At 66.4% G+C, this 24,434-nt stretch carries 22 protein-coding genes; 7 read left to right on the top strand and 15 right to left on the bottom strand.

The window, feature by feature from the left end; translation table 11 throughout:
* Positions 1–43 precede the first annotated feature (43 nt).
* The 3 genes from FOA17_RS03275 to smpB form a co-directional block, all read right to left on the bottom strand.
* Complete coding sequence (locus tag FOA17_RS03275; protein ID WP_149140058.1) at positions 44–1,225, bottom strand: amino acid aminotransferase; 1,182 nt, start codon at positions 1,223–1,225, stop codon at positions 44–46.
* A 4-nt stretch (positions 1,226–1,229) separates the two neighbouring features.
* Positions 1,230–2,090 (bottom strand): 3-mercaptopyruvate sulfurtransferase, encoded by an 861-nt coding sequence (gene sseA / locus FOA17_RS03270; protein ID WP_149140057.1) that lies wholly within the window; start codon positions 2,088–2,090, stop codon positions 1,230–1,232.
* A 141-nt stretch (positions 2,091–2,231) separates the two neighbouring features.
* A complete protein-coding gene (gene smpB / locus FOA17_RS03265) occupies positions 2,232–2,711 on the bottom strand; it encodes an SsrA-binding protein SmpB (protein WP_149140056.1) in 480 nt (159 codons plus the stop codon).
* An 82-nt stretch (positions 2,712–2,793) separates the two neighbouring features.
* Between smpB and FOA17_RS03260 the strand changes: the two genes are divergently transcribed.
* From FOA17_RS03260 to selD, 3 genes are read left to right on the top strand one after another with little or no spacing between them, the layout of a single operon-like run.
* The gene (locus FOA17_RS03260) at positions 2,794–3,234 is read left to right on the top strand and encodes an ion channel (RefSeq protein WP_149140055.1); all 441 of its coding nucleotides are present in this window, start codon (positions 2,794–2,796) and stop codon (positions 3,232–3,234) included.
* A gap of 41 nt (positions 3,235–3,275) precedes the next feature.
* A complete protein-coding gene (mnmH, locus tag FOA17_RS03255) occupies positions 3,276–4,352 on the top strand; it encodes a tRNA 2-selenouridine(34) synthase MnmH (protein ID WP_149140054.1) in 1,077 nt (358 codons plus the stop codon).
* A complete protein-coding gene (gene selD / locus FOA17_RS03250) occupies positions 4,339–5,388 on the top strand; it encodes a selenide, water dikinase SelD (RefSeq protein ID WP_149140053.1) in 1,050 nt (349 codons plus the stop codon). Before mnmH ends, selD begins: the two co-directional genes overlap by 14 nt.
* On the opposite strand, the gene FOA17_RS03245 is transcribed toward selD, so the two are convergent.
* The gene (locus FOA17_RS03245) at positions 5,378–6,247 is read right to left on the bottom strand and encodes a DMT family transporter (protein ID WP_149140052.1); all 870 of its coding nucleotides are present in this window, start codon (positions 6,245–6,247) and stop codon (positions 5,378–5,380) included. The genes selD and FOA17_RS03245 overlap by 11 nt on opposite strands.
* Positions 6,248–6,313: 66 nt before the next feature.
* A complete protein-coding gene (dapA, locus tag FOA17_RS03240; RefSeq protein WP_149140051.1) occupies positions 6,314–7,186 on the bottom strand; it encodes a 4-hydroxy-tetrahydrodipicolinate synthase in 873 nt (290 codons plus the stop codon).
* 154 nt (positions 7,187–7,340) lie between these two features.
* On the opposite strand from dapA, the gene FOA17_RS03235 reads away from it, so the two are divergent.
* Entirely contained in the window at positions 7,341–9,260 is a 1,920-nt protein-coding gene (locus FOA17_RS03235; protein ID WP_149140050.1) for a lytic transglycosylase domain-containing protein, read from the top strand.
* Positions 9,261–9,264: 4 nt separating this feature from the next.
* Here the strand turns inward: FOA17_RS03235 and FOA17_RS03230 are convergent, their stop codons facing one another.
* The 8 genes from FOA17_RS03230 to FOA17_RS03195 all read right to left on the bottom strand — a co-directional run bounded on the left by FOA17_RS03230 (position 9,265) and on the right by FOA17_RS03195 (position 18,052).
* A complete protein-coding gene (locus FOA17_RS03230; RefSeq protein WP_149140049.1) occupies positions 9,265–9,462 on the bottom strand; it encodes a hypothetical protein in 198 nt (65 codons plus the stop codon).
* Between the two features lie 160 nt (positions 9,463–9,622).
* Entirely contained in the window at positions 9,623–10,837 is a 1,215-nt protein-coding gene (locus FOA17_RS03225; RefSeq protein ID WP_149140619.1) for a phenylacetate--CoA ligase family protein, read from the bottom strand.
* A gap of 14 nt (positions 10,838–10,851) precedes the next feature.
* Entirely contained in the window at positions 10,852–11,700 is an 849-nt protein-coding gene (locus FOA17_RS03220; RefSeq protein WP_149140048.1) for an ABC transporter ATP-binding protein, read from the bottom strand.
* A gap of 72 nt (positions 11,701–11,772) precedes the next feature.
* Entirely contained in the window at positions 11,773–13,062 is a 1,290-nt protein-coding gene (locus FOA17_RS03215; RefSeq protein ID WP_149140047.1) for an ABC transporter substrate-binding protein, read from the bottom strand.
* 70 nt (positions 13,063–13,132) lie between these two features.
* On the bottom strand, positions 13,133–14,209 hold the full coding sequence (locus tag FOA17_RS03210; protein ID WP_149140046.1) for a branched-chain amino acid ABC transporter permease: 1,077 nt from the start codon (positions 14,207–14,209) through the stop codon (positions 13,133–13,135).
* 96 nt (positions 14,210–14,305) lie between these two features.
* Positions 14,306–15,292: a branched-chain amino acid ABC transporter permease gene (locus FOA17_RS03205; protein WP_149140045.1), complete on the bottom strand. Its 987-nt coding sequence runs from the start codon at positions 15,290–15,292 to the stop codon at positions 14,306–14,308.
* Positions 15,285–16,100 carry an ABC transporter ATP-binding protein gene (locus FOA17_RS03200; RefSeq protein ID WP_149140044.1) on the bottom strand — a complete coding sequence of 272 codons (816 nt, stop codon included), beginning with the start codon at positions 16,098–16,100 and terminating at the stop codon, positions 15,285–15,287. The genes FOA17_RS03205 and FOA17_RS03200 overlap by 8 nt, the downstream gene beginning before the upstream one ends.
* Positions 16,097–18,052 (bottom strand): long-chain fatty acid--CoA ligase, encoded by a 1,956-nt coding sequence (locus tag FOA17_RS03195; protein ID WP_149140043.1) that lies wholly within the window; start codon positions 18,050–18,052, stop codon positions 16,097–16,099. Before FOA17_RS03195 ends, FOA17_RS03200 begins: the two co-directional genes overlap by 4 nt.
* 217 nt (positions 18,053–18,269) lie before the next feature.
* Between FOA17_RS03195 and FOA17_RS03190 the strand changes: the two genes are divergently transcribed.
* Together FOA17_RS03190 and FOA17_RS03185 are read left to right on the top strand one after the other, a co-directional pair.
* Positions 18,270–20,210, top strand: a complete 1,941-nt coding sequence (locus tag FOA17_RS03190) for a PAS-domain containing protein (protein ID WP_149140042.1) — start codon at positions 18,270–18,272, stop codon at positions 20,208–20,210.
* On the top strand, positions 20,207–20,908 hold the full coding sequence (locus tag FOA17_RS03185; RefSeq protein ID WP_149140041.1) for a response regulator transcription factor: 702 nt from the start codon (positions 20,207–20,209) through the stop codon (positions 20,906–20,908). Before FOA17_RS03190 ends, FOA17_RS03185 begins: the two co-directional genes overlap by 4 nt.
* Before the next feature lie 44 nt (positions 20,909–20,952).
* Here the strand turns inward: FOA17_RS03185 and FOA17_RS03180 are convergent, their stop codons facing one another.
* Together FOA17_RS03180 and FOA17_RS03175 are read right to left on the bottom strand one after the other, a co-directional pair.
* Positions 20,953–21,552 carry an MlaC/ttg2D family ABC transporter substrate-binding protein gene (locus FOA17_RS03180; RefSeq protein WP_420841677.1) on the bottom strand — a complete coding sequence of 200 codons (600 nt, stop codon included), beginning with the start codon at positions 21,550–21,552 and terminating at the stop codon, positions 20,953–20,955.
* A gap of 7 nt (positions 21,553–21,559) precedes the next feature.
* Positions 21,560–22,279 (bottom strand): MlaA family lipoprotein, encoded by a 720-nt coding sequence (locus FOA17_RS03175; protein WP_238991710.1) that lies wholly within the window; start codon positions 22,277–22,279, stop codon positions 21,560–21,562.
* 220 nt (positions 22,280–22,499) lie between these two features.
* On the opposite strand from FOA17_RS03175, the gene FOA17_RS03170 reads away from it, so the two are divergent.
* Positions 22,500–24,248 carry a type I secretion system permease/ATPase gene (locus FOA17_RS03170; protein ID WP_149140038.1) on the top strand — a complete coding sequence of 583 codons (1,749 nt, stop codon included), beginning with the start codon at positions 22,500–22,502 and terminating at the stop codon, positions 24,246–24,248.
* The last annotated feature ends 186 nt before the right edge of the window (positions 24,249–24,434 follow it).

The raw sequence follows: 24,434 nt of genomic DNA, 5'->3' as shown, positions 1-24,434 counted from the left end.
GGGCGGGTTGCCCCGCCCTTTCCGCATCCGATGATGTCGCCGGTTACAGGACCGCCGCCACGGCGCGGGCCAGGATCGGCACGGTCTTGCTGTTCAGACCGGCGATGTTGATCCGCGAATCGCTGACCATGTAGATGCCGAATTCGTCGCGCAGGCGCGTGACCTGCGCCTCGGTCAGGCCCAGCAACGAGAACATGCCGCGATGGCGCGCCACGAAATCGAAACGGTCGGAATTGGTTTCCTGCCGCAGCGCATCGGCCAGCGCGCTGCGCAGACCCAGCATGCCGTTGCGGGTGTCTTCCAGTTCGGCCTTCCAGTCAGCTTCCAACGCCGCATCCTCCAGCACCGTCATCACGGTGCGCGTGCCGTGATCGGGCGGAAAGCTGTAGGTCTGGCGGTTGAGGAAGTTCAGGTTGCCCTGGGTGATCTTTGCCTGTTCCGCATCAGCGGAGATGGAGATCAGGATCCCCGCACGATCACGATACACCCCGAAATTCTTGGAGCAGGAGGCCGCGATCAGCACCTCGGGGAACGAGGTCGCGATCAGCCGCGTGGCCTCCGCGTCCTGATCCAGCCCGTCGCCAAAGCCCTGATAGGCCAGATCGACCATCGGGAAGGCACCCTTGGCCTGCATCAGCGCGATCACCTCGCGCCACTGGTCCATGGTGAGGTTGGCGCCGGTCGGGTTGTGGCAGCAGCCATGCAGCAGCACCACATCGCCCGCCTTGACGCGGCCCAGATCCTCCAGCAGCGCCGGGAAATCCACCTCGCCCGCCGCCGCGTCGAAGTAACGGTATTCGGCAACCGGCAGGCCCACGAACTTGATGATCGAGATATGATTGCCCCAGGTGGGTTTCGACACCCAGACCGTCGCGCCCGGATTGGCCATCTTGGCGAGATCAATGCCCAGACGCACCGCGCCGGTGCCGCCCGGCGTCGCGATCGACGACAGCCGCGCCTCCGCCACCACACCCGCAAGGATCAGCTTGCGCATGGCGCTGTTATAGCCCGGCTCGCCGGTCAGCGCGGTATAGGTCTTGGTGTCCTGGGTGTCCCAGACCTTTTTCTCGGCGGCCTTGACCGCGCGCATCACCGGGGTCAGGCCGGTCGCATCCTTGTAGACGCCCACGCCCAGGTCGATCTTGTCCGACCGGGGATCATCCTTGAACATCTGGATGAGTTGCAGGATCTTGTCCTGCGGCTGCGCCTTCAACGCCTCGAACATCGCCTTACCCTTTCGCGACCTTCAGATCTTCATACATGCCCCATTCGGCCCAGGAGCCGTCATAGAGCGCCCAATTGCGGTGGCCCACCCGCTCCAGCGCCAGGGCCAGAACGGCGGCGGTGACGCCCGAGCCGCAGGTGGTGATGGCGGGCTTGGCCAGATCGACCCCCGCCGCCTCGAACACGGCGCGCAGGGCGGCCGGATCCTTCATCGTGCCATCGGGGTTCAGCACCTCGCCAAAGGGCACATTGCGCGAGCCGGGAATATGGCCGGCGCGCAGCCCGGGGCGCGGCTCCTCCGCCTCGCCGCGAAAGCGGGGGGCGGGGCGGGCGTCGATGATCTCGGCCAGGCCCAGCTTGGAGGCATGCGCGACCTGCGTCACGTCCTTGACCAGCCCGGCCTGCCGGCTGACCGTCATGTGGCGGTCGCGGACGATCGGCGCCATGTCTTCCAGATCGCGGCCCTCGGCCTTCCATTTCGGCAGACCGCCATCCAGCACAGCGACATCGGTCTTGCCCATCAGGCGGAAGGTCCACCAGACCCGCGCCGCCGAGAACAGGCCCTGCCCGTCATAGACCACGACCTGATGCCCGTCGCCCACACCCATGGCGCGCATCCGGGCAATGAATTTCTCGACCGGCGGCGCCATATGCGGCAGTTCCGACCGCTGGTCGCTGATCTCGTCGATATCGAAGAACCGCGCGCCGGGGATATGCCCGGCGGCATATTCCGCCTTCGCGTCGCGGTTCATGGCGGGCAGATACCAGCTCGCATCCAGAATGCGCAGATCGGGGTCGCGCATATGGGCGGCCAGCCAGTCGGTCGAGACCAGCGTCTTCGGATCGTCCTTGGGGGGGGAAGTCATCGGCGGCTCCTCCTGTGATCGGGAACCGCTTTACCACAGGCGGAAGGCCAGACAAGCGCCAAGGTCATGTCCGGCGCTAACAGGATGGGCAGAACGGCAGGGCCCGGGTCGCGATTTTTCGACGAAAAATCGCCGCGCGCCCTATTCCCGGGCGCCGTGTTTCAGCAGGCGCTGCTTCTGGCGGCCCCAGTCGCGCTGCGCGCTGGTCTCGCGCTTGTCGGCCAGCTTCTTGCCCTTGGCCACGCCCAGCTTGATCTTCACGATGCCGCGTTCGTTGAAATACCATTTCATCGGCACGATGGTCATGCCCTCGCGCGCGGTGGCGTTCCACAGGCGCGCCAGTTCCCGCTTGGACACCAGCAGCTTGCGCTTGCGCCGCTCCTCATGGCCCCAGGTCTTTGCCTCGCGATAGGGGGCGACATAGCTGTTGATCAGCCACAGTTCCCCGCCCTCCACGCTGGCATAGCTTTCGCCCAGATTGGACCCGCCCTGCCGCAGCGACTTGACCTCGGATCCCAGCAGCATGACCCCCGCCTCAAGGTCGCTTTCGATATGATAATCAAAGCGCGCCCGGCGGTTTTCGGCGATCAGTCTGGAATTGGGGTCGGATTTTTCGGCCATGGTCGCGCAGAGATAGGGCCTGTCCGGCGAAAAGTCCAGATCGGGTGCTTTTCCTGCGCCGCACTGCATGGCACAAGGCGGCATGTTCCTGCAAATCGCCCTCGGCTCGGCCCTGCTGACCACCACGATCCTGATCGGCGCCGCCTCGGCCATGGGGGTGGAGCTTGCGCTTGCCTCGATGCGCGACTGGCTGCGCGCGCCGCCACACCGGCCCAAGCTGCTGCTGGTCATCGCAGCGGTCCTGCTCTGGGTGCTGGGCACGATCACCGTCGGGGTCTGGCTCTGGGCCTTTGCCTTTCACCTGCTGGGGGTCTTTGCCACGCTGGAACAATCGGTCTATTTCGCGCTGGTCACCTTTACCACCCTGGGCTTTGGCGATCTGCTGCTTCCGCTGGAATGGCGGCTGCTGGGGGGCATGGCGGCGGCGAATGGCTTTCTCAGCTTCGGCCTGCTGACCGCGCTGCTGGTCGAGGCGCTGCGCCAGGTGCGCATCGACCAGACCTCGGGCGCCGACCGGGCGTAAAGCCCCTTTCCGGCCGCGGGTCGTCGGGCTAAGCCTTGCAGATGGCCATCACGTTGCACCAGTTGACCGATCTTGCCGCGCAGGGCTTCGATGACATCATCGACGCCCGCGCCCCCGCCGAATATGCCGAAGACCACCTGCCCGGCGCGATCAGCCTGCCGGTGCTGGACGATGCCGAACGCGCCCGGGTGGGCACGATCTACAAGCAGGTCTCGCCGTTCTCGGCCCGCAAGATCGGTGGCGCGCTGGTGGCGCAGAATGTCGCGCGGCATTTGCAGGGGCCGCTGGCCGACAAGCCGGGCGGCTGGCGGCCGCTGGTCTATTGCTGGCGCGGCGGGCAAAGATCGGGGTCTTTCGCGACGATCCTGTCGCAGATCGGCTGGCGGGTCGAAACGCTGGCCGGTGGCTACAAGGCCTGGCGCGGGCTGGTGGTGAAGGCGCTGTATGACGATCCGCTGCCGGCGCCGGTCGTATTGCTGGACGGCAATACCGGCACGGCCAAGACCGAGCTTCTGGGCCTGTTGGCCGCGCGCGGCGTGCAGGTGATCGACCTGGAGGGGCTGGCCCATCATCGCGGGTCGCTGTTCGGCCAGAGGGGCGCGCAGCCCGGGCAACGCGGCTTTGAGGGGCGGCTGGCGCTGGCGCTGGCCGGGCTTGACCCCAGGCGCCCCGTGGTGATCGAGGCCGAAAGCGCCAAGGTCGGCCAGTGCCGCCTGCCGCCCCGGCTCTGGCGCGCCATGGTGGCGGCACCGCGGCTGGAGATCCGCGCCCCCGTCGCGGCCCGCGCCACCTATCTGGCGCGCACCTATGCCGATCTGACCGCCGATCCCGCGCGGCTGGTCGCCACGATCGACCTCTTGCGCCCTTTGCATGCCGCCAGCCGGATCGAGGAATGGCAGGCCATGGCCGCCACCGGCGCCTTCGTGCCGCTGGCCGAGGCGCTGATCACCGCGCATTACGATCCGCGCTATTCCCGGCACCGCGCCCGGACCACCGCGCCGGCCACCACATTCGACACCGATGACCTGACCCCGCCGCATCTGGCCGCGCTGGCCGACCGGCTGGCCGCCACCCTGCGCGACATGCCCCTGACAGGAACCCACCATGACCCAGACTGAACCGCGTCTCACCTCGCTGTCGCATGGCGGCGGCTGCGGCTGCAAGATTGCGCCGGGCGTACTGTCGGGCATCCTGCGCGGCACGGCGGCGCTGCCGATCCCCGAGGCACTGCTGGTGGGCATCGAAACCGCCGATGACGCGGCGGTTTACCGGCTGAACGACCGGCAGGCCCTGGTCGCCACCACCGATTTCTTCATGCCAATCGTGGACGATCCCGGCCATTTCGGCCAGATCGCCGCGACAAATGCGATTTCGGATGTCTATGCCATGGGCGGCCAGCCGATCATGGCGCTGGCCCTGGTGGGGATGCCGATCAATACGCTGTCGGTGGACACGATCGGCCGCATTCTGGAAGGGGGCGCCACCGCCTGCCGCGCGGCCGGCATTCCGATTGCGGGCGGCCATACCATCGATTCGGTCGAACCGATCTACGGGCTGGTGGCGCTTGGGCTGCTGGACCCGGCGCATCTGAAGCGCAATGCCGATGCGCGGCCGGGCGATCTGCTGGTGCTGGGCAAGCCGCTGGGCGTGGGGCTGATGTCCGCCGCGCTGAAAAAGGGCGCGCTGACGGCCGAAGGCTATGACCGGATGATCGCCACCACCACGCGGCTCAATACCCCCGGCCCCGATCTGGCGGCCTTGCCGGGGGTGCATGCGATGACCGATGTCACCGGCTTTGGCCTTGCCGGGCATGCGCTGGAAATGGCGCGCGGCGCGGGGCTGAGCCTGCAACTGGACTGGGACGCCATCCCCGCCCTGCCCGGCGTGCTGGATCTGGCGCGGGCGGGCCATGTGACCGGCGCCTCGGGGCGCAACTGGGCCAGCTACGGCGCCGAGGTGGCCCTGCCCGAGGGCTTTGCCCCCGAGGCCCGCGCCCTGCTGACCGACCCGCAAACGAGCGGCGGTCTGCTGGTGGCCTGCGCGCCCGAGACCCTGCCCGAGGTCATGGCGATCTTTGCCCGCCACGGCTTTGCCGAGGCGGCGGTGATCGGTCAGGCGATGGCCGGGGGTGCGGCGCCGCTGGTCATCCGTTGACCTTGCGTGACCGCAGCAAGGTATAGACCCCGGCCGCCACCACGATGGCCGACCCGATCAGCGTCGCGGCATCGGGGCGTTCGGCAAAAACCAGCGCGCCAAGGATCAGCGCGAAGACCAGCCTCGTGTAGCGGAAGGGGGTGACCACGCTCACCTCGCCCGTGCGCATGGCAACGGTCAGCGCCCAATAGGCAAAGACCCCGACCGCCACGGCCAGGCCCAGTTGCAAGGCCATCATCCCGTCCGGCCGCACCGCCCCGCCCTGCCACATCAGCAGCGCAGCCCCGGTCGGCACCATGGCCAGAAATCCATAGATGCCCAGCTGGAAATTCGACAGCACACGCGGCGCCGCCCGGGTCGCCAGATCGCGCCCGGCAAAGCCGATCAGCCCCGCCACCGCCAGTAGCGACAGCGCGCTGAACCCCTCCAGCCCCGGGCGCAGGATCACCAGCACCCCGGCCAGCCCGATCAGGATCGCCGACCAGCGCCGCCAGCCCACCCTTTCGCCAAAGATCAGCGCCGCGCCGGCCACCACCACCAGCGGCGTCGCCTGCAAGATGGCCGAGGCACTGGACAGCGGCGTAAAGGCGATGGCCAGCGTGTAGAACAGCCGCCCCATCACCTCGAACCCGGCCTTGAGCAGCATGCGCGGCTGCACCACCGCCGGATGCCAGATGCGTTGACCCTGCATCCGCGTCAGCGCGGCAAAGGCCAGACAGCCACCCCCGCCGAACAGGATCAGCACCTGCCCGACCGGCATCCCCGCCGCCGCCACCCGCTTGAGCAGCATGTCCTCGATGGCAAAGCCGAGCATGGCCAGAACCATGAACAGGCTGCCGCGCAGATTGTCGGTCATCATGCCCTTCCACAATGGCAAAGGGCCCCGCCAGACGGGGCCCGATGGCAAATCCGGCGCGGGGGCCGGTTACAGAACGCCCGCGTGCTGCATCGCCGCCTTGATGCGCGCCTTGGTCGCATCGGTCAGCCCGACCAGCGGCAGGCGCACCTCGTCGCGGCACAGGCCCAGCAGCGACAGGCCATATTTCGCCCCCGCCAGCCCAGGCTCCAGGAAGATCGCCTCGTGCAGCGGCATCAGCCGATCCTGGTATTCCAGGGCCTTGGCGAAATCGCCGCGCAGCGTGGCTTCCTGGAATTCGGCGCAGAGGCGCGGCGCCACATTGGCCGTGACCGAGATGCAGCCCACGCCACCATGGGCGTTGAAGCCAAGCGCCGTGGCATCCTCGCCCGAAAGCTGGATGAAATCCGCGCCGCAGGTCGCACGCTGCATCGACACGCGCTCGATCTTGCCGGTGGCATCCTTCACCCCCACGATGCGCGGCAGCTTTGCCAGCGTGCCCATCGTTTCCGGCGTCATGTCCACGACCGACCGGCCCGGGATGTTGTAGATCACGATCGGCAGGTCGCTCGCATCATGCAGCGCGGTGTAATGCGCGATCATCCCGGCCTGGGTCGGCTTGTTGTAATAGGGCGTCACCACCAGCGCGGCATCGGCGCCGGCCTTTTGCGCATGACGGATCAGGCCCACCCCCTCGGCGGTGGAATTCGACCCGGCCCCGGCGATCACCGGCACGCGGCCCGCCACGGTTTCGACCACGATCTCGATCACCCGGCCATGTTCCTCATGGCTCAACGTCGGGCTTTCGCCGGTGGTGCCGACCGGCACGATGGCATGGCTGCCCTCGGCGATCTGCCATTCCACCAGTTTCTTGAGCGTGTCCACATCCAGCTCGCCGTTCTTGAACGGCGTGACCAGGGCAGGCATGGACCCTTTGAACATGACACGCATCTCCGTTTGGCTGGGGCGGGACTCGCCCGGTTAACGCCCTTCCTCTAGCGGGCGATGCGGCCCTTGCCAAGCCGCGTCACGCAAGGGCGGGCGGTTGGCGGGGATGTGAGTTGCCCCCGCCGCGCACATGCGGCAGGTTTCGCGCATGAAGATACTGCGCCCCCTCCTGATCTGTCTCGCCCTTGCCACCCCCGCCACGGCCCAGACCGATGCCGCCGGGGCGCTGCGCCTGGCCCTGAACGAGGCGGGGCGCAAGAACTGGCCCGAGGCTGCGCGGCTGGCCGCCGCCTCGTCCGCCGTGGGGGCGGATATCATCGAATGGCAGCGCCTGCGCGCGGGCGACGGCACGCTGACCGAATATGAGGCCTTTCTGGCACGCCGCCCTGATTGGCCCGGCCTGCCCCTGCTGCGCGAAAAGGGCGAGGTAGCGGTGGCGCGATCGGCGACGCCCGCACGGATCCTCGCCTGGTTCGGCCGCGACCTGCCGCGCACCGGCACCGGGTCGCTGGCGGTGATCGGCGCGCTGCGCGCCACCGGCCGTCTGGCCGAGGCCGAGGCCGAGGCCCGCCGGGCCTGGACCGACCTGCCGATGACGCCCGAGGATCAGGCGGCGCTTTTCGCGCTCTATCCCGGCCTGTCCAGCCTGACCGGCGCCCGGCTGACCCGCCTGCTGTGGGAGGGCGAAAGCGGCGAGGCGCGGCGGCTCTTGCCGCAGTTGCCCGCCGATCTTCAGGCACTGGCCCGCGCCCGACTGGCGCTGCTGGACCGCGCCGACGGGGTGGATACGCTGGTCGCCGCCGTGCCCGGCCCGCTGGCGCGCAGCCCGCTGCTGGCCCATGCCCGGATGGATTACCGCATCTTCCGCGATCTGTGGACCGATGCCGCCAGCCTGATGCTGGATCAGGCCGATGACCTGGGCCAGCCCGAGGCCTGGGCGCGGCGCCGCGCGCAACTGGCACGGCAATTGCTGCGCGACGGGCAGCCGCAATCGGCCTATCGCGTGGCGGCCCGCCACGGGCTGAGCGCGGGCGCCGACTACGCCGATCTGGAATTTCTCGCGGGCTTCATCGCGCTGCGCAAACTGGGCGACGCGCCGACCGCGCTGAAACATTTTCGGCATCTGGGCGCGGCGGTGGTCACGCCCATCTCCACCTCGCGCGCCTATTACTGGCAGGCCCGCGCCCTGGAGGCGCAGGGCGACCCCGGTGCGACGGCGGCCTATCGGCAGGCCGCGCAGTATCAGACCGCCTATTACGGGCTGCTGGCCGCCGAAAAGCTGGGGCAAAGCCTTGATCCCGCCTTGCTGGCGCCGCTGCGCGCGCCCGACTGGCGCAACCGGCCCTTCGCCCGTTCCTCGGTGCTGGAGGCGGCGCTGCTGCTGCTGACCGCCGGCGACCGCATACAGGCCAAGCGGTTCCTGCTGCATCTGGCCGAAACCCAGACGCCCGAGGATCTGGCCAGCATGGCCGCCATGGCCTTGCAATTGAACGAGCCGCATATCGCGGTGCTGCTGGCCAAACAGGGGGCGGAACGCGGCGTGATCCTGCCCGAAGCCTATTTCCCGGTGCCCGACCTGATCCCGTCCGAGGGGCTGGCGGTCTCGCGCGCCTTTGCACTGGCCATCGCGCGGCGCGAAAGCGAATTCGACATCGCGGCACAAAGCCGGGTGGGCGCGCGGGGCTTGATGCAGCTGATGCCGGAAACCGCCGAACGCACCGCCAAATCGCTCGGCATGGATTTCACGCTGTCGCGCCTGACCACCGACCCGACCTATAACGCCACGCTGGGCAGCGCCTTTCTGGCGAAACTGGTGGAGGAGTTCGGCCCCTCGGTCGCGCTGGTCGCCTCGGGCTACAATGCCGGGCCGGGGCGCCCGCGCCGCTGGATCACCGAAATGGGCGACCCGCGCAGCGCCAGCGTCGATGTGGTCGATTGGGTCGAGATGATCCCGCTGTCGGAAACCCGCACCTATGTGATGCGGGTCGCGGAATCGCTGGTGATCTATCGCGCCAAGCTGCGTGGCAGCGTCGGGCCGGTGCGGCTGACGGCAGAGTTGAAGGGCTGACCCGTCACGCCCGCAAGGGCGGCAGGCCGCCGCGCGACAGTTTCAGCCAGGCCACCATGCCGGTGAAGAACCCGATCGCGGCCAGCAGCGCGGCCGTCACCATCTGCCCGGTATCGGCCACGCCGGCCGACAGCGCCAGATAGCCGAAAGCCCAGAAGCCGGACCAGCTGATCACGCAGATCAGGGCGACGATCTTGTTCATGCGGTTCCTCCCAAAACCTGATGACGCGCGCGGGGTGAAGATGGGACAGAATGTCGCAGCATGCCAGCGAAATCGTTGCGCCGCCGGCACAATTCCGGCCACGAAAAAGGCCGCGCCCCTTGCGGAACGCGGCAGGTTTCAGGGGGAAGGAACGCTGCGCTCAGCCATAGCTGCGGCGGTCTTCGATGACCTTGCCGTCATTGGGCAGACTGCCCGGCGCCACGATCTCGATCCGGCCGCGCAGTTTCAGCGTTTCCAGCACCGAGCCTTCATAGAGCGCGGGGTTGGAGGCGCGGCTTTCCACCTGCACGGTCATCGCGTCCATCTCGCCCTCGCGCGTGGCGATGACGCGGGCGCGGCTGACCTCCTCGTGCCGGGCGACGAATTCGGCCACCTGTTCGGGGCGCACGAACATGCCCTTGATCTTGGTGGTCTGGTCGGCGCGACCCAGCCAGCCGCGTATGCGCAGATTGGTGCGCCCGCAGGGCGAAACCCCCGGCATCAGCGCCGACAGATCGCCGGTGGCAAAGCGCACCAGCGGGTAGTCGCGGTTCAGCGTGGTCACCACCACCTCGCCCACCTCGCCCAGCGGGACCGGATCGCCGGTGCCGGGGCGCACGATCTCCACGATCACGCCTTCGTCCAGGATCATGCCTTCCTGCGCGGGGCTTTCATAGGCGATATTGCCCAGATCGGCGGTGGCATAGCATTGCAGGCACAGGATGCCGCGATCGGCATATTCCTGGCGCAGCGACGGAAACAGCGCCCCGCCCCCGACAGCGGCGCGGGTGATCTTCAGCCGCTCGCCCATCTCATCCGCACGGTCGAGGATGACCTTGAGGTAATCGGGCGTGCCGGCATAGGCCGTGGTGCCAATATCGGCGGCCGCGCGCACCTGAAGGTCGGTCTGGCCGGTGCCGGCGGGCAAGACCGCCGCCCCCACGGCCCGCACGCCGCTTTCAAAGATCATCCCCGCCGGCGTCAGGTGATAGCCAAAGCAGTTCTGCACGATATCGCCCGGCCCCACGCCACAGGCATGCAGGAACCGCCCCATGCGCCACCAGTCGGCACTGGTCCGACCGATTTCATAGATCGGCCCCGGCGACTGGAACACATGGTCGAAGCCGCCACCCGCCGGCAAAAAGCCCCCCAGCGGCGGCGCGGCCTTTTGCGCGCCCGACAGATCGGCCTTGCGGATCACCGGCAAGGCCGCCAGCGCGGCCAGGCTGGTGATCGCGCGCGGATCGACGCCGGCAAGGCTTGCCGCCATGGCAGGCGCGGTCTGCGCATGGGCGATCAGCGCCGGCAGGTCGCGCGCCAGATCGGCGGCGCGCTGATCGGCGGATCGGGTTTCCAGGGCATCGAAATGCGACATCGCGGTTTCCCCCTTCATGCCAGCCACCGCTTGCGGCGGCGATAGCTGCGCACGTCGCGGAAGGACTTGCGCCCCTTGTCGGACATGCCGAGGTAGAATTCCTTCACATCGGGATTCTCGCGCAGATCCTGGGCGCTGCCCTCCATCACCACGCGGCCGCTTTCCAGGATATAGCCGGTATGGGCATAGCGCAGCGCGACATTGGTGTTCTGTTCGGCCAGCAGGAAGGTCACCCCTTCGCCGGCATTCACCGCCTTCACGATCTCGAAGATCTGTTCCACCAGTTGCGGCGCCAGACCCATCGAAGGTTCGTCCAGCAGGATCATCTCGGGCCGCGACATCAGCGCGCGCCCCATGGCGACCATCTGCTGTTCCCCGCCCGAGGTATAGCCCGCCTGCGATTTGCGGCGTTCCTTGAGGCGCGGAAAGTAAGTGTAGACCATTTCCAGATCGGCATTGATCGCGCCGGCACCATCGCCGCGCGTATAGGCGCCGGTCAGCAGGTTTTCCTCCACCGTCAGGTGTTCAAAGCAATGCCGCCCTTCCATCACCTGAATGACGCCGCGCTTGACCAGCTCGGCCGGGTTCAGCGCCTGCACGCTTTGCCCGCGATACAGGATCTGGCCCTTGGTCACCTCGCCGCGTTCGGAATGCAGCAGGTTGGAAATCGCCTTGAGCGTGGTGGTCTTGCCCGCGCCATTACCGCCCAGAAGCGCGGTGATGCCGCCCTTGGGCACCAAAAGGCTGACGCCTTTCAGCACGAGGATGACGTGATTGTAGATCACCTCGATATTGTTCACCTCAAGCAGCGTCTCGCCGGTGGCGGGCTGGGTCACGGGGGCGGTCTGGGTCACGTCGAGCATGGCTGTGGCCTTCGGACAGGATGGCGAAAACTTGGATGGGCGGGGCGCCCCGCAAGGCGCCCCGCACCCGGATCAGTTGCAGCGTTCCGCGATGTTGTTCTCGGCCGCGAAAGCCGCCGAATCTTCGGCCACCAGCGGGTCAAGCACCTCGTGATCCGGCTCGATGAAGCCCGAGATCAGGTTCCATTTCTTCGCCGCCGCATCCCATTGCTGCACCATCGCACCACCGGCGCCGCCGTGATCGCCGCAGGACGCCGCGAAGGCCTGACCAAAGCCTTTCAGCCCCAGTTCTTCCAGACGCGCATCGGTGATTTCCAGCGCCTCGAACCCGTCACGCACCTGCGCGGCATTCACCTTGGGCGTGCCAGCCAGTTCCTGCGCCTTGCGGATCGCCTCGGAGATGATGACCGCAGCATACATGCCCCGCGAATAGATCACCGAGCCGCTCTGGTCGCCCGCGCCGCTAGCCTTGCCGGCGTCGAAGACGTATTTCTTGAGGTCGGCATAGACCGGATAATCGCCGCCCACGCCGTTGAAGGTCAGCGCCTTGTAGCCATTGGCGCCATCGCCCGCCGGCAGCACGTCATTTTCCGACCCCGACCACCAGATGCCGATGAAGTTCTCCATCGGGAAGCGGATATTCGCGGCCTCTTGCACGGCGACCGAGTTCATCACGCCCCAGCCCCAGAACAGCACATAATCCGGCTTGTCGCGGCGCACTTGCAGCCACTGGCTTTTCTGCTCCTGGCCGGGGCTGTCGATCGGGATCTCGCTCAGCGTGAAGCCATGCTTCTTGGACAGCTCTTGCAGGGTGCGGATCGGCTCCTTGCCATAGGCGGAGTTGTGGTAGAGCAGCGCGATCTTCTTGCCTTCCAGATTGCCGCCGTTCTGATCCAGCAGATGCTTGACCGCCACGCTGGCGCCATCCCAGTAATTCGCCGGGTAATTGAACACCCATTGGAAGATCTTGCCGTTGGCGGCCGAGGTGCGGCCATAGCCGGGGGTGTAAAGCGGGATACCATCGGCCGAGACCTTGGGGATCAGCTGATAGGTGATGCCGGTCGAAAGCGGGTTGTAGACCAGCGCGCCCTGGCCCTTGGTCGCCTCATAGCATTCCACGCCCTTTTCGGTGTTATAGGCGGTCTCGCATTCCGGCACGACGACCTTCTCACCGCCGATGCCGCCATCGCGTTCGTTCAGCAGGGTGAAATAGTCGTTGAAGCCGTCGGCATAGGGGATCCCGCCCGCCGCAAAGGGGCCGGTGCGGTAGCTCAGGTTCGGCACCACCAGATCGGCCAGTGCCGGGGCCGCCGTGGTGGCCGCGATCGCCGCCGCCGCCAGCATGGTGAAGGTCTTTTTCATATGGTTCTCTCCCGGTTGATATGTCCCGGCGCCTCCCCGCGCCGGGGTCTTTTGTCTGGCCCGCCCCGCCTCAGTGCGGGAAGGGCCAAAGGCGCAGCTTCTCCTTCGCGACCCGCCAGAGCTGGGCCAGCCCGTGCGGCTCCAGGATCAGGAAGACGATGATGAGGCCGCCCACGATCATCAGTTCGATATGGGCCGCCAGATCGGTGGGCCAGCCAAGGCCCCCCACCAGCACGTTCTTGAGCAGCACCGGCAGCAGCACCAGAAAGGCCGCCCCGGCAAACGAGCCGAACATCGAGCCAAGGCCGCCGATGATGACCATGAACAGGATCAGAAAGCTCTTGTTGATGCCGAAGGCCTCGCCCACCTCGGCCGCGCCCAGATAGACGGCAAAGAACAGCGCCCCGGACACCCCGATGAAGAAGGACGACACGGCAAAGGCCGACAGCTTGGTGGTCAGCGGGTTCACCCCGATGATCTCGGCCGCGATGTCCATGTCACGGATCGCCATCCATTTGCGCCCGATCATGCCGCGCGTCAGGTTCCGCGCCAGCCAGGCCAGCGCCACCAAAATCACGAGGCAGAACAGATATTTGGCCCAGGCCGGCGTGCTGGCCCCGGTGACGGCGATGCCGAACATCGTGCGTTCCGGCGCGGTGATCTGCCCCGAGGCGGAATAGTTGTAGAACCACGGCACCTTGTTGAACAGCCAGACCAGAAAGAACTGCGCGGCCAGCGTCGCCACCGCCAGGTAGAACCCCTTGATCCGCAGCGAAGGCAAACCGAACAGCACGCCCACAATGGCCGTGACGCCTCCCGCCAGCAGCACATGGATCAGGATCGGCACATCGGGAAAGGTGGTCATCAGCTTGTAGACCGCATAGGCGCCGACGGCCATGAAACCGCCGGTCCCCAGGCTCACCTGACCGCAATAGCCGGTCAGGATGTTCAGCCCGATCGCCGCGATCGCATAGATCAGGAAGGGCACGAAAACCGCATTCGCCCAGTAGTCGTTGATCAGAAAGGGCACCACGCCAAAGGCCACCGCCAGCAGGGCGAAATAGGCCATCCGGTCCGCCTTGATCGGAAAGGTCTGGCTATCCTTGACATAGCTGGTCTTGAAATCGCCGGCTTCACGATACAGCATTGGTCACGCCCTCCCTTTTTCCGCTTTCGTCTTTTTCCAGATATCCCGGGGGTTTGGGGGCTGGCCCCCGAAACACGATCCTCGCAGGGCGCATGGCTAGACCCTCTCGATGATCTTCTCGCCGAACAGGCCCTGCGGCCGGAAGACGAGGAACAGAAGCGCCAGCACATAGGCGAACCAGTTTTCGGTCGCGCCGCCGATCAGCGGGCCGGCGAAGAACTCGAACAGCTTTTCGCCCATGCCGATGATCAGGCCGCCCACGATGGCGCCGGGGATCGAGGTGAAGCCGCCCAGCATCAGCACCGGCAGCGCCTTGAGCGCGATCAGCGAGAGCGAGAACTGCACCCCGGACTTGGACCCCCACATGATGCCCGCGACCAGCGCGACAAAGCCCGCAATCGACCAGACCAGCACCCAGATGAATCGCAGCGAGATGCCGACCGACAGCGCCGCCTGGTGATCGTCGGCCACCGCCCGCAGCGCGCGGCCATATTTGGTGTATTGGCTGAACAGCGTCAGGCTCAGCACCAGCGCCGCCGCGACGAAGGCCGCGATGATGTCGAGATTGTCGATGAAGAAGCCATAGCCGAAGGCGTTGAAGGTCACGGCGTCAATCGTTTCGTTGATGCCCTGCGGCAGACCGACATCCAGCTTCTTGATATCGGCGCCCCACATCACATCGCCCAGCCCTTCCAGGAAATAGGCAAGGCCGATGGTCGCCATGAACAGGATGATAGGCTCCTGGTTGACCAGATGTTTCAGCACCAGCCTTTCGATCAGCCAGGCCATGCCCACCATTACCAGCGCGGTCAGCGCGATGGCGACGACCGAAGGCAGCGTCCAGCCAAAGCTGTGCAGATCGGTGCCGAAGATCGCGTTGATGACATGCGAGAACGGGATCTGCCCCTGTTGCAGCCCGACCAGCGTCAAGGCCGCAAACAGCGCCAGCACGCCCTGCGCATAGTTGAAGATGCCGCTGGCCTTGAAGATCAGCACGAAGCCAAGTGCGACAAGGGAATACATGATCCCCGCCATGAGGCCATTGAGCGAGACCTCGATCGCGTAAAGCAGTTGATCAGGCATGTTCCACCCCCAGATAGGCCCGGATCACCTCCGGGTTGGCGCGCACTTCCTCGGGCGGGCCGTCGCCGATCTTCTTGCCGTAATCCATCACGACCACGCGGTCGCTCAGATCCATCACCACGCCCATGTCATGTTCGATCAGCGCGATGGTGGTGCCGAATTCGTCATTCACATCCAGGATGAAGCGGCACATGTCCTCCTTCTCCTCGACGTTCATCCCGGCCATCGGCTCGTCCAGCAGCAGAAGCTTCGGCTCCGCCGCCAGCGCGCGCGCCAGCTCGACACGTTTTTTCAGACCGTAGGGCAGGCGCCCGACCGGGGTCTTGCGGATATGCTGGATTTCCAGAAAGTCGATGATCTTCTCGACCTTTTCGCGATGCGCGGTTTCCTCGCGCTGCGCCGCCCCCCACCAGAGCGCCTGCGACGCCAGCCCCGCCTGCATCAGCGTCAGCCGGCCGGTCATGATATTGTCCAGCACCGACATGCCCTCGAACAGGGCGATGTTCTGGAAGGTGCGGGCGATGCCCTGGCGTGCCACCTCATAGGGTTTCATCGGCGCGCGCTTCTTGCCGCGGAACCAGACCTCGCCCTCTTGCGGGACATAGAAGCCCGAGATGACATTGAGCATCGAGGATTTGCCGGCCCCGTTCGGGCCGATGATCGCGCGGATCTCGCCCTCGCGGATGTCAAAGCTGATATCGGTGATCGCCTTCACACCGCCAAAGCGCAGCGTGATGTTCTTCATCTCCATCAGCACGCCGCCGATCTTGCGGCCATCGGCGGTCATGTAGCCTTCGTCGGTCGTCATGCCGCCCTCCGCTGTGCCGGCGCGACAGTGGCCGCATCCATCATCTTGACGGTCGCCCGGATCGCGCCCTTGCGGCCGTCCTCATAGGTGACCTCGGTTTCGGTATGGACGCTGTCCGAGCCGTCATAGAGACCGGCGATCAGATCGGCGTATTTCTGTTCGATGATGTTGCGGCGCACCTTGCGGGTGCGGGTCATCTCGCCATCATCGGCATCCAGTTCCTTGTGCAGGATGCAGAAACGATGCACCTGGCACCCCGACAGCATCGGATCTTCGGCGACCGCGCGGTTCACCTCCTCCACATGGGCCTTGATCGCCTCATAGACCCGGGGATGGCCCGCCAGTTCCTGATAGCTGGAATAGGCGATGTTGTTGCGCTCGGCCCAGTTGCCGACCGCCGTCAGGTCGATATTGATGAAGGCGGTGCAGCGGTCGCGGCCATTGCCGAAGACCACGGCCTCCAGGATATTGGGGTAGAATTTCAGCTTGTTTTCCACATATTTGGGCGCGAACAGGCTGCCATCGGCCATCTTGCCCACATCCTTGGCGCGGTCGATGATGCGCAGATGCCCCGATTTTTCTTCGAAAAATCCCGCATCCCCCGTGGCGACCCAGCCTTCGGCATCCTTGGTCGAGGCGGTGCTTTCGGGGTTCTTGTAGTAAGACATGAAGGTGCCCGGGCTGCGGTAGAACACCTCGCCATTCTCGGCGATCTTCACCTCGACGCCCGGCGAGGGCACGCCCACCGTATCCGACCGCACCTGCCCGTCGGGCTGCTGGGTGATGAAGACCGAGGCCTCGGTCTGGCCGTAAAGCTGTTTGAGATTGATGCCGAGCGAGCGGTAGAAATCAAAGATCTCCGGCCCGATCGCCTCGCCCGCCGTATAGCCCACGCGCACGCGGCTGAAGCCCAGCGTGTTCTTCAGCGGCCCGTAAACCAGCTTGTCGCCGATCCAGTAGGCCAGACGATCGCCCAGCCCGACGGGCTGACCGTCCAGAATGGCGGGGCCGACGCGGCGCGCCACCGCCATGTAGTGATCGAAGATCCGCTTCTTGAAGCGGCCCGCATCCTCCATGCGGATCATGACCTGGGTCAACTGCCCCTCGAACACGCGCGGAGGGGCGAAGAAATAGGTCGGCCCGATCTCGCGCAGGTCGGTCATCATGGTGGCGGCCGATTCCGGGCAGTTCACGCAGAAGCCGGTCCACATCGCCTGCCCGACCGAAAAGATGAAATCGCCGACCCAGGCCATCGGCAGATAGGCCAGCACGTCGTCACCCGGGCGCAGCTTGTCAAAGCCTGACGAATTCTTGGAGGTTTCGATGATGTTGCGGTTCGACAGGACCACGCCCTTGGGCTTGCCCGTGGTGCCCGAGGTATAGAGCATGACACAGGTGCTGTCGTAATCCAGTTCGGCGATGCGGGCATCCAGATCGGCGTCAAAGCGGAAATGCCCCGCCTTGCCCTCGGCCGCCACATCGGCCAGCGCGTTCATCCGGCTGTGGTCGTATTTGCGCATCCCGCGCTTGTCCACATAGATGACCTGCTCGATGTGGTGGATCTGCTCCTGCACCTCGATGACCTTGTCCACCTGCTCCTGATCGCCGCAGACGACAAAGCGCGCGCCGCAGTGATCCAGCACATAGGCCATCTCTTCGGCCACGGCGTCCTGATAGAGCGGGACCGGCACCGCGCCGCACATCTGCGCCGCCACCATCGACCAGTAGAGCGAGGGGCGGTTGCGCCCGATCACCGCGACATGGTCGCCCCGGTTCAGACCCAGCGCCAGAAAGCCCTGCGCAATCGCGCGGATCTCTGCCGCGCCCTCTGCCCAGGTCCAGCTTTGCCAGATGCCGAATTCCTTTTCGCGCCAGGCCGGTCGCGCCCCGTAAAGCCTTACGTTGCGTGCCAGCAGCGCCGGAATCGAGATCAACTCGTCCGTGGCCGCCATAGATGTTCCTCCCTCTGGCCCGGCATGTCGTGCCGGGCGCCCCCTCTCCTCAAGGGCTGTATCCCCGGGCGAATCTGCCGCGCGCCCTGGGGACGGGTGCAGATTTGCCGCCAATGGTTACGCGACTTTTTCGCAAACCTTGCGAATTGTAACAGCGCCGATTTCCCTCTTTCCGGCGGCGGCGGCAGGGTGTTAGCCATGTCCGGCGGAGGGACGAATGGCAAGCGAGGACGAACAGGCCGGCATGATGCGGGCGGGGCTGAACCTGATCCAGCAGGCGTTGTCGATCTATGACCGCGACCTGCGGCTGGTGGTGTGGAACCGGCGGTTTCAGGAAATGTTTGCCCTGCCCGAACATCTGGTGACCCCCGGCGCGGGTTTCGAGGAGACCATTCAATACCTGGTGCAGCGCGGCGAATATGGCCCGGTCGAAGACCCCGACGCGGCCGTGCAGGCACGGGTGCGCGCCGCCCGCACCTTCCTGCCGCATTACATGGAACGCGAGCGACCGGGCGGGCGCTGGATCTCGGTCGAAGGCGCCCCCCTGCCGCAGGGCGGCTGGGTCACGGTCTATACCGACATCACCGAGGTCAAGGTTCAGGAACGCATGCTGCGCGACCGTTCGGCCGAACTCTCGGACGAGGTTCTGGCCAAGGCCGAGCGGCTGGCCCAAGCCAACCGGGCGCTGGCCTCGACCAATACCCGGCTGGAGGCGGCGCGGCGCGATCTGGCCGATATGGAGGCCCGCATCCGCCTGACGACCGAGATGATGCCGGCCCATATCGCGCATGTGGATCGCAACCTGCGCTACAGCTATTCCAACCGCCGCCTGGGCGCGGTGATGCCGGGCCGCCCCTCCGAAATCATCGGCCTGACCGGACGCGAGGCCCTGGGCGAGGCGAATTTCGCCCGCATCCAGCCCTATCTCGACAAGGCCCTGGCGGGCGAGGCATCGGTTTTCGAATTTTCCGATGACGAGACCGGCCGCCGCATCCGCGCGGCCTTCACCCCCGACCGGCTGGGCGAGGGGCCGGTGAACGGCGTCTATATCCTGTCGATGGATGTGACCGCCGAGGCGCAGGCCCGTGCCGCCCTGACCCAGACCCGCAAGCGCGAACTGGCGGTGCAGCTGACCTCGGGCGTGGCGCATGATTTTGCCAATCTGCTGACCATCATCATGGGGCTGCAAAGCCGGATGGAGCGGCTGGCGCTGCCCGACGATGCCCGCGCGCTGGTCACGGGCACGCTGGCGGCGGCGCGGCGCGGCGGGGTCTTGCTGGATCGTATCGCCTCGGTCTCGGGGCGGCCCTCGCTCAAGCTGGGGCCGACCGACCTGCCGGCACTGCTTGATGACCTGCGCCTGCTGGCCACGCCCACCCTGCCGCCGCAAACCCGGCTGGAGGTGCATCTGGGCGGGCCGCTGCCGCGCCTGATGCTGGATGCCGGCGCCTTGCAGGATGCGCTGCTGAACCTGATCCTGAACGCACGCGACGCGATGGCGGCGGCGGGCGGTCTGATCCGCATCTGCGCCCGCAGCCTGCGCGACACCTGGATCGAGATAAGGGTCGAGGATGACGGCCCCGGCTTTTCCCCCGAGGCGCTGGAACATGCGCTGGACCCGTTCTTTACCACCAAGGGCGGCGAGGGGTCGGGCCTCGGCCTGTCGATGGTCTATGATCAGGTCTCGCTCGCCGGGGGGTCGGTCCGGCTGATCAATCGCGAGGGCGGCGGGGCGACCGTCTCGCTCCGCCTGCCCTATCGCCCGGTGGCCGAAGCGCAGACGCCGCTGGTGGCGCTTCTGGTCGAGGATGACGCCGATATCCGCGAGGCGGTGCGCGACCTGTTGCGCAGCCTGGGTCATGCGGTGATCGAGGCCGCCAGCGCGACCGAGGCGGCGATGCTGACCGGCGTGCCGGGGATCGGGCTTGTGCTGTCGGATATCCAGCTTGGCGCCGAAAGCGGTGTCGCGCTGGTCGAACGGCTGATCGCCGAGGGCCATCCCGCGCGGCTCTTGCTGATGAGCGCGCTGCCCCCCGGCGACCCTCGCCGCGCCGGCGCGCCGGTGCCGGTGCTCGGCAAACCCTTTGACGCCGTCGCCCTGGCCGCCGCCATCGCCGCCGCCCCCGTTGGCGGTCCCTCTACAGGAACTCCCGCATGACCGCCCATATCGCCATCCTGGACGACGAACCCGAGATCCGCCGCATGTTGGCCGACGCGCTGGAGGAGGCGGGGTTCAAGGTCACCACCCATGGCCGCGCCACCGAATTCGAGGCCGCGCTGAAACGGATGACGCCCGATGTCTGCCTTGTCGATCTGGGTCTGCCCGACCGCGACGGGCTGGCGCTGGTGCATCGGCTGGCACTGGAATCGGGGGCGGCGATCATCATCATCTCGGGGCGCGCGCAGGTGCAGGACCGGGTGACCGGGCTGGAACTGGGCGCCGATGACTACATTATCAAACCCTTCGACCCGGCCGAGGTCGTGGCCCGCGTCCGCGTCCGCCTGCGCAAGACCCGGTCAGAGCCCGAACGCGGCGGGCAGACCGCGCGCTTCAACGGCTGGACCGCGCATTTCGACCGCTATCCGCTGGTCTCAGACGACGGCGCCGAGGTGGCCTTCAGCCATGCCGAGGGCGAGGTGCTGCGCCTGTTCCTGGAAAGCCCGCGCCGGCTGATCTCGCGTGCGCAGATGCAGGAATCGCTGGGTGGCGTGGCGGGGGAGAGTTTCGACCGCGCGATGGATGTGCGCATCTCGCGGTTACGCACCAAACTGGGCGAGGATCCGAAGAACCCGACCCTGATCAAGACGATCTATGGCGCGGGCTATATCTTTCTGGGGGATGTGGTCTGGCAATAGGCCGGATGCGGCGCGCACGGGGCGCGCCGCCCGCTGAGGCGGTGTCAGGCGGAGGCCAGCGCGCCGATCAGGGCGTTGATGTCGCCCTTTTGCTGCTTGAGCATGGCGCCGATTTCCTCGCGCTCCGATGCCAGCATGTTGACGCCTTCGATGATGATGTTGAAGAACAGGTCGCGCCCCGACTTGTTCGACACATGCCAGCGCAGGTCAAAGGGCGACTCGCCCTGAAGATGCGCGACCGAGATCACCTCGAAATAGCTTTTCAGCGGCTTGGCATCCACGACCTCGATCTTGCCACCGATGAATTCGCGGAAACGGCGGCCGTATTTGCGGCTGATATAGGCCTGATAGGTCTTGGTGAAGGTCTTCATCTGCGCCGCGCTGGCGGTGCGGGCCGCCGGGCCCAGCGCCGAACGCGCAATGGCCGCGACATCGGCGTATTTCGCGAAGATCCGCTCGAAATCGCCATACATCGCCTTTTCGGACTTGCCCGAATTGATCACCGAATTGACCTCACCGATGGCGCGGTCGATCAGCGCCCGGGCCGAATTGAGGTCAAGCGCCTGCGCGCCGCGCGGCAGGGTGGTGGCGGCGGCACCGGCCAACAGCGTGGCCCCGAAGGTCCGGCGGGAAATCTGGAACATGTAACCGTCACTCCTCATAGGGGTCGATGAAGCTGTCCTCGCCACCCGCCTCGGTCTGCCCCAGCTCGAACCGGCGGTTCTGGAGATAGAGCAGTCGCGTCTGCGCATAGCTGTCGGCGCTATCATATAGGACGGAGTCGATGGTTTCGGAATAGCGGTCCCGATCACCAAGTTTTGATCCCACCTTGGCAACAGTGGCGTAATAGCTCTCGGGCGTCGGCAGCGCCAGGCTGACCGGGTTGGCCGCGATATCGACCGCGGTGCCGATCACGTCGCGCACGGTCGAAGGCCCGATTCCCGGCAATTCGACATAGGGCCCCTCGCCCACGCCCCAGACGTGCAGGGTCTGGCCGAAATCGGTCTTGTCCTGATCCAGCCCAAAGGACTTCGCCGGGTCGAACAGGCCGCCCACCCCCAGCGTGGAGTTGATGGCAAAGCGGAAGAAGTTCCGCCCGAAGCCGTTGATATTGCCTTGCAAAAGGCCGTTCACCATATCGCCGGGCAGATCGAGGTTGGTGGCGAAATTCGCGACCCCCGTCTTGACCGGCCGCGGCAGAATGGCGCCATAGGCCTTGGCCCCCGGCCGCACCAGCATCCGGTCGAAGCCCAGATTGACCTTGTGCATCACACGGTTCGTCTGCTCGTAGGGGTCATTGGGCTGTGCAGGCGGGGGCGGTGCGGCACAGGCGCCCAGCACCCCGAGCGCGAGGACGGAAACACCCGCCAATTTGCCATAATTTTGCAACAATGCTGAATTCAATGGAAACGCCATCGTCCTGCCGCCTACTGACTTGCGATCTCCGGCGCTATCCATAGCGAGACAGGCCAGAGTGCAAGCCTTAAGCGGTCAGGCCGCCCATGACAATTCAAGACCGTGACATTGCAGTGACGAAAGCGGTATCAAGCCGACAAAGCCCGCCAAACGGGCATCCGAGGAGAGAGCAGAAATGAGCCGCAACGAAATCGGCCTGAACGTGACGCCGGGCCTGACCGAATTGCGCGCGGCGCGACGCGAGGCGAACGGGCTGCTGTTCTCGGTCTTTCTGTTCAGCGTGGTGGTGAACCTGCTGATGCTGACCGGGCCGCTTTACATGCTTCAGGTCTATGACCGGGTGCTGGGGTCGCGGTCGGAACCGACGCTGTTCGCGCTGACCGCGCTGATCATCTTCCTGTTCCTGATCATGGGCATTCTCGATCACGTCCGCGGCCGCGTCATGGCGCGGGTGGGCGCGGCATTTCAAGCCCGGCTGGACCGGCGCACCTTTGAGGCGGCGCTGAAACGCGCACAGGTTGCGCCTTCGGATCCCGCCGCCGCCGCCGCGCAGCGCGATCTGGAATCGATACAGCGGCTCTGGGCCTCGCCGGTGTTGCTGGCGGTGTTCGACATTCCGTGGGTGCCGCTCTTTCTGGGCGCGATCTTCATCTTTCACCCGATGATGGGCTGGCTGTCGATTGCCGGCGGCATCATTCTGGTCGCGGTGACGGTGCTGAACCAGCGCGCGACCAAGGTGCCGCTGCAACGCGCCAACAGCACCACGATGCAGGCCGAACGCATCGCCGACACGCTGAAGGCGGAATCCGAGGTGGTGCAGGCCCTGGGCATGCGCGAGGCCGGGTTCAGCCGCTGGCAGAAGGCGCGCGAGGCTTCGCTGACCGAAAGCATCGCGGCGGCCGATCTGGGCGGCGGCTATTCGACGCTGACCAAGACCTTCCGGCAATTCCTGCAATCGGCCATGCTCGGCCTTGCCGCCTGGCTGGTGCTGAAGGGCGAACTGTCCTCGGGCGCGATGATCGCCGGGTCGATCCTGATGGGGCGCGCCCTGTCGCCGATCGAAACCGCAGTGACGCAATGGGCGGTGGTGCAGCGCGCGCAAGAAGCCTGGCATCGCCTGTCGGAACTTTATTCCCGCGTGCCGGTCGAGGGCGGGCGCACCGCCCTGCCCCGCCCCCGCGCGCTGCTTGAGGCGCAGAACCTGACCGTGGTGCCGCCGGGCGAAAGCTATGCCACGCTGCGCATGGTGAATTTCGTGCTGCAACCGGGCCAGGCGCTTGGCGTCATCGGGCCGTCGGGATCGGGCAAATCCACGCTGGCGCGGGCGCTGATCGGCGCCTGGAAACCCGCGGGGGGCAAGGTGCGGCTGGATGGCGCCTCGCTCGATCAATACGACCCGGATGTGCTGGGCAGCTATGTCGGCTATCTGCCGCAGCGCGTGACCCTGTTCGAAGGCACGATCGCCGAGAATATCGCCCGTCTGCAAGGCAGCCCCGACGGGCTGAAAGTGGTGGAGGCCGCCAAGAAGGCCGCCGCCCATGACATGATCCTGCGCCTGCCCGAAGGCTATGACACCCGCGTCTCCGCGCTTGGCGGGCGGCTCTCGGGCGGTCAGATCCAGCGCATCGGCCTGGCGCGCGCGCTTTATGGCGACCCGGTGATCATCGTGCTGGACGAGCCGAATTCCAACCTCGACAACGAGGGGTCGGTGGCGCTGAACGAAGCGATCAAGCAGATGAAGGCCGCGGGCTGCGCCATCCTGATCATGGCGCACCGCCCGGCCGCCATTCAGGAATGCGACCTGCTGCTGGTGATCGAGGACGGCACCCGCCGCGCCTTTGGCCCGCGCGACCAGGTGCTGCGCGAGATGGTCAAGAACCATGGCGAGATCAACCGCAGCGCCGGACCGGGTGGCGTGACCTGAGGCCCCGCGCCTCAGCCCTGCCACGCCCAGAACCGGAGAGCCCGAGATGACCGAACCCAATGCCAAGCCCGATCCGCAGCTTCCCGTGCCCGAAGCCGCCGCGAAAATGCCCGCCCCGACCGACAGCGGCACCAAGGCACTGACCCGGCCCGCCCCCGTCGTGGTGCAGCCCCCGCCGCCCAGCCA

Source organism: Gemmobacter caeruleus, assembly GCF_008271655.1.
Taxonomy (GTDB): domain Bacteria; phylum Pseudomonadota; class Alphaproteobacteria; order Rhodobacterales; family Rhodobacteraceae; genus Gemmobacter; species Gemmobacter caeruleus.
This window is presented reverse-complemented; position numbering and strand designations above follow the sequence as displayed.

Bases quoted from the DNA above. Each gene is read 5' to 3' on its own strand.
- FOA17_RS03225 (WP_149140619.1), bottom strand. From the start codon at position 10,837: ATGTCGCATTTCGATGCCCTGGAAACCCGATCCGCCGATCAGCGCGCC.
- sseA (WP_149140057.1), bottom strand. From the start codon at position 2,090: ATGACTTCCCCCCCCAAGGACGATCCGAAGACGCTGGTCTCGACCGAC.
- FOA17_RS03205 (WP_149140045.1), bottom strand. From the start codon at position 15,292: ATGCCTGATCAACTGCTTTACGCGATCGAGGTCTCGCTCAATGGCCTC.
- FOA17_RS03220 (WP_149140048.1), bottom strand. From the start codon at position 11,700: ATGCTCGACGTGACCCAGACCGCCCCCGTGACCCAGCCCGCCACCGGC.
- FOA17_RS03185 (WP_149140041.1), top strand. From the start codon at position 20,207: ATGACCGCCCATATCGCCATCCTGGACGACGAACCCGAGATCCGCCGC.
- mnmH (WP_149140054.1), top strand. From the start codon at position 3,276: ATGGCCATCACGTTGCACCAGTTGACCGATCTTGCCGCGCAGGGCTTC.
- smpB (WP_149140056.1), bottom strand. From the start codon at position 2,711: ATGGCCGAAAAATCCGACCCCAATTCCAGACTGATCGCCGAAAACCGC.
- FOA17_RS03170 (WP_149140038.1), top strand. From the start codon at position 22,500: ATGAGCCGCAACGAAATCGGCCTGAACGTGACGCCGGGCCTGACCGAA.
- FOA17_RS03215 (WP_149140047.1), bottom strand. From the start codon at position 13,062: ATGAAAAAGACCTTCACCATGCTGGCGGCGGCGGCGATCGCGGCCACC.
- FOA17_RS03275 (WP_149140058.1), bottom strand. From the start codon at position 1,225: ATGTTCGAGGCGTTGAAGGCGCAGCCGCAGGACAAGATCCTGCAACTC.
- FOA17_RS03235 (WP_149140050.1), top strand. From the start codon at position 7,341: ATGAAGATACTGCGCCCCCTCCTGATCTGTCTCGCCCTTGCCACCCCC.
- FOA17_RS03180 (WP_420841677.1), bottom strand. From the start codon at position 21,552: ATGTTCCAGATTTCCCGCCGGACCTTCGGGGCCACGCTGTTGGCCGGT.
- dapA (WP_149140051.1), bottom strand. From the start codon at position 7,186: ATGTTCAAAGGGTCCATGCCTGCCCTGGTCACGCCGTTCAAGAACGGC.
- FOA17_RS03200 (WP_149140044.1), bottom strand. From the start codon at position 16,100: ATGACGACCGACGAAGGCTACATGACCGCCGATGGCCGCAAGATCGGC.
- FOA17_RS03245 (WP_149140052.1), bottom strand. From the start codon at position 6,247: ATGATGACCGACAATCTGCGCGGCAGCCTGTTCATGGTTCTGGCCATG.
- FOA17_RS03190 (WP_149140042.1), top strand. From the start codon at position 18,270: ATGGCAAGCGAGGACGAACAGGCCGGCATGATGCGGGCGGGGCTGAAC.
- FOA17_RS03195 (WP_149140043.1), bottom strand. From the start codon at position 18,052: ATGGCGGCCACGGACGAGTTGATCTCGATTCCGGCGCTGCTGGCACGC.
- FOA17_RS03260 (WP_149140055.1), top strand. From the start codon at position 2,794: ATGTTCCTGCAAATCGCCCTCGGCTCGGCCCTGCTGACCACCACGATC.
- selD (WP_149140053.1), top strand. From the start codon at position 4,339: ATGACCCAGACTGAACCGCGTCTCACCTCGCTGTCGCATGGCGGCGGC.
- FOA17_RS03210 (WP_149140046.1), bottom strand. From the start codon at position 14,209: ATGCTGTATCGTGAAGCCGGCGATTTCAAGACCAGCTATGTCAAGGAT.
- FOA17_RS03230 (WP_149140049.1), bottom strand. From the start codon at position 9,462: ATGAACAAGATCGTCGCCCTGATCTGCGTGATCAGCTGGTCCGGCTTC.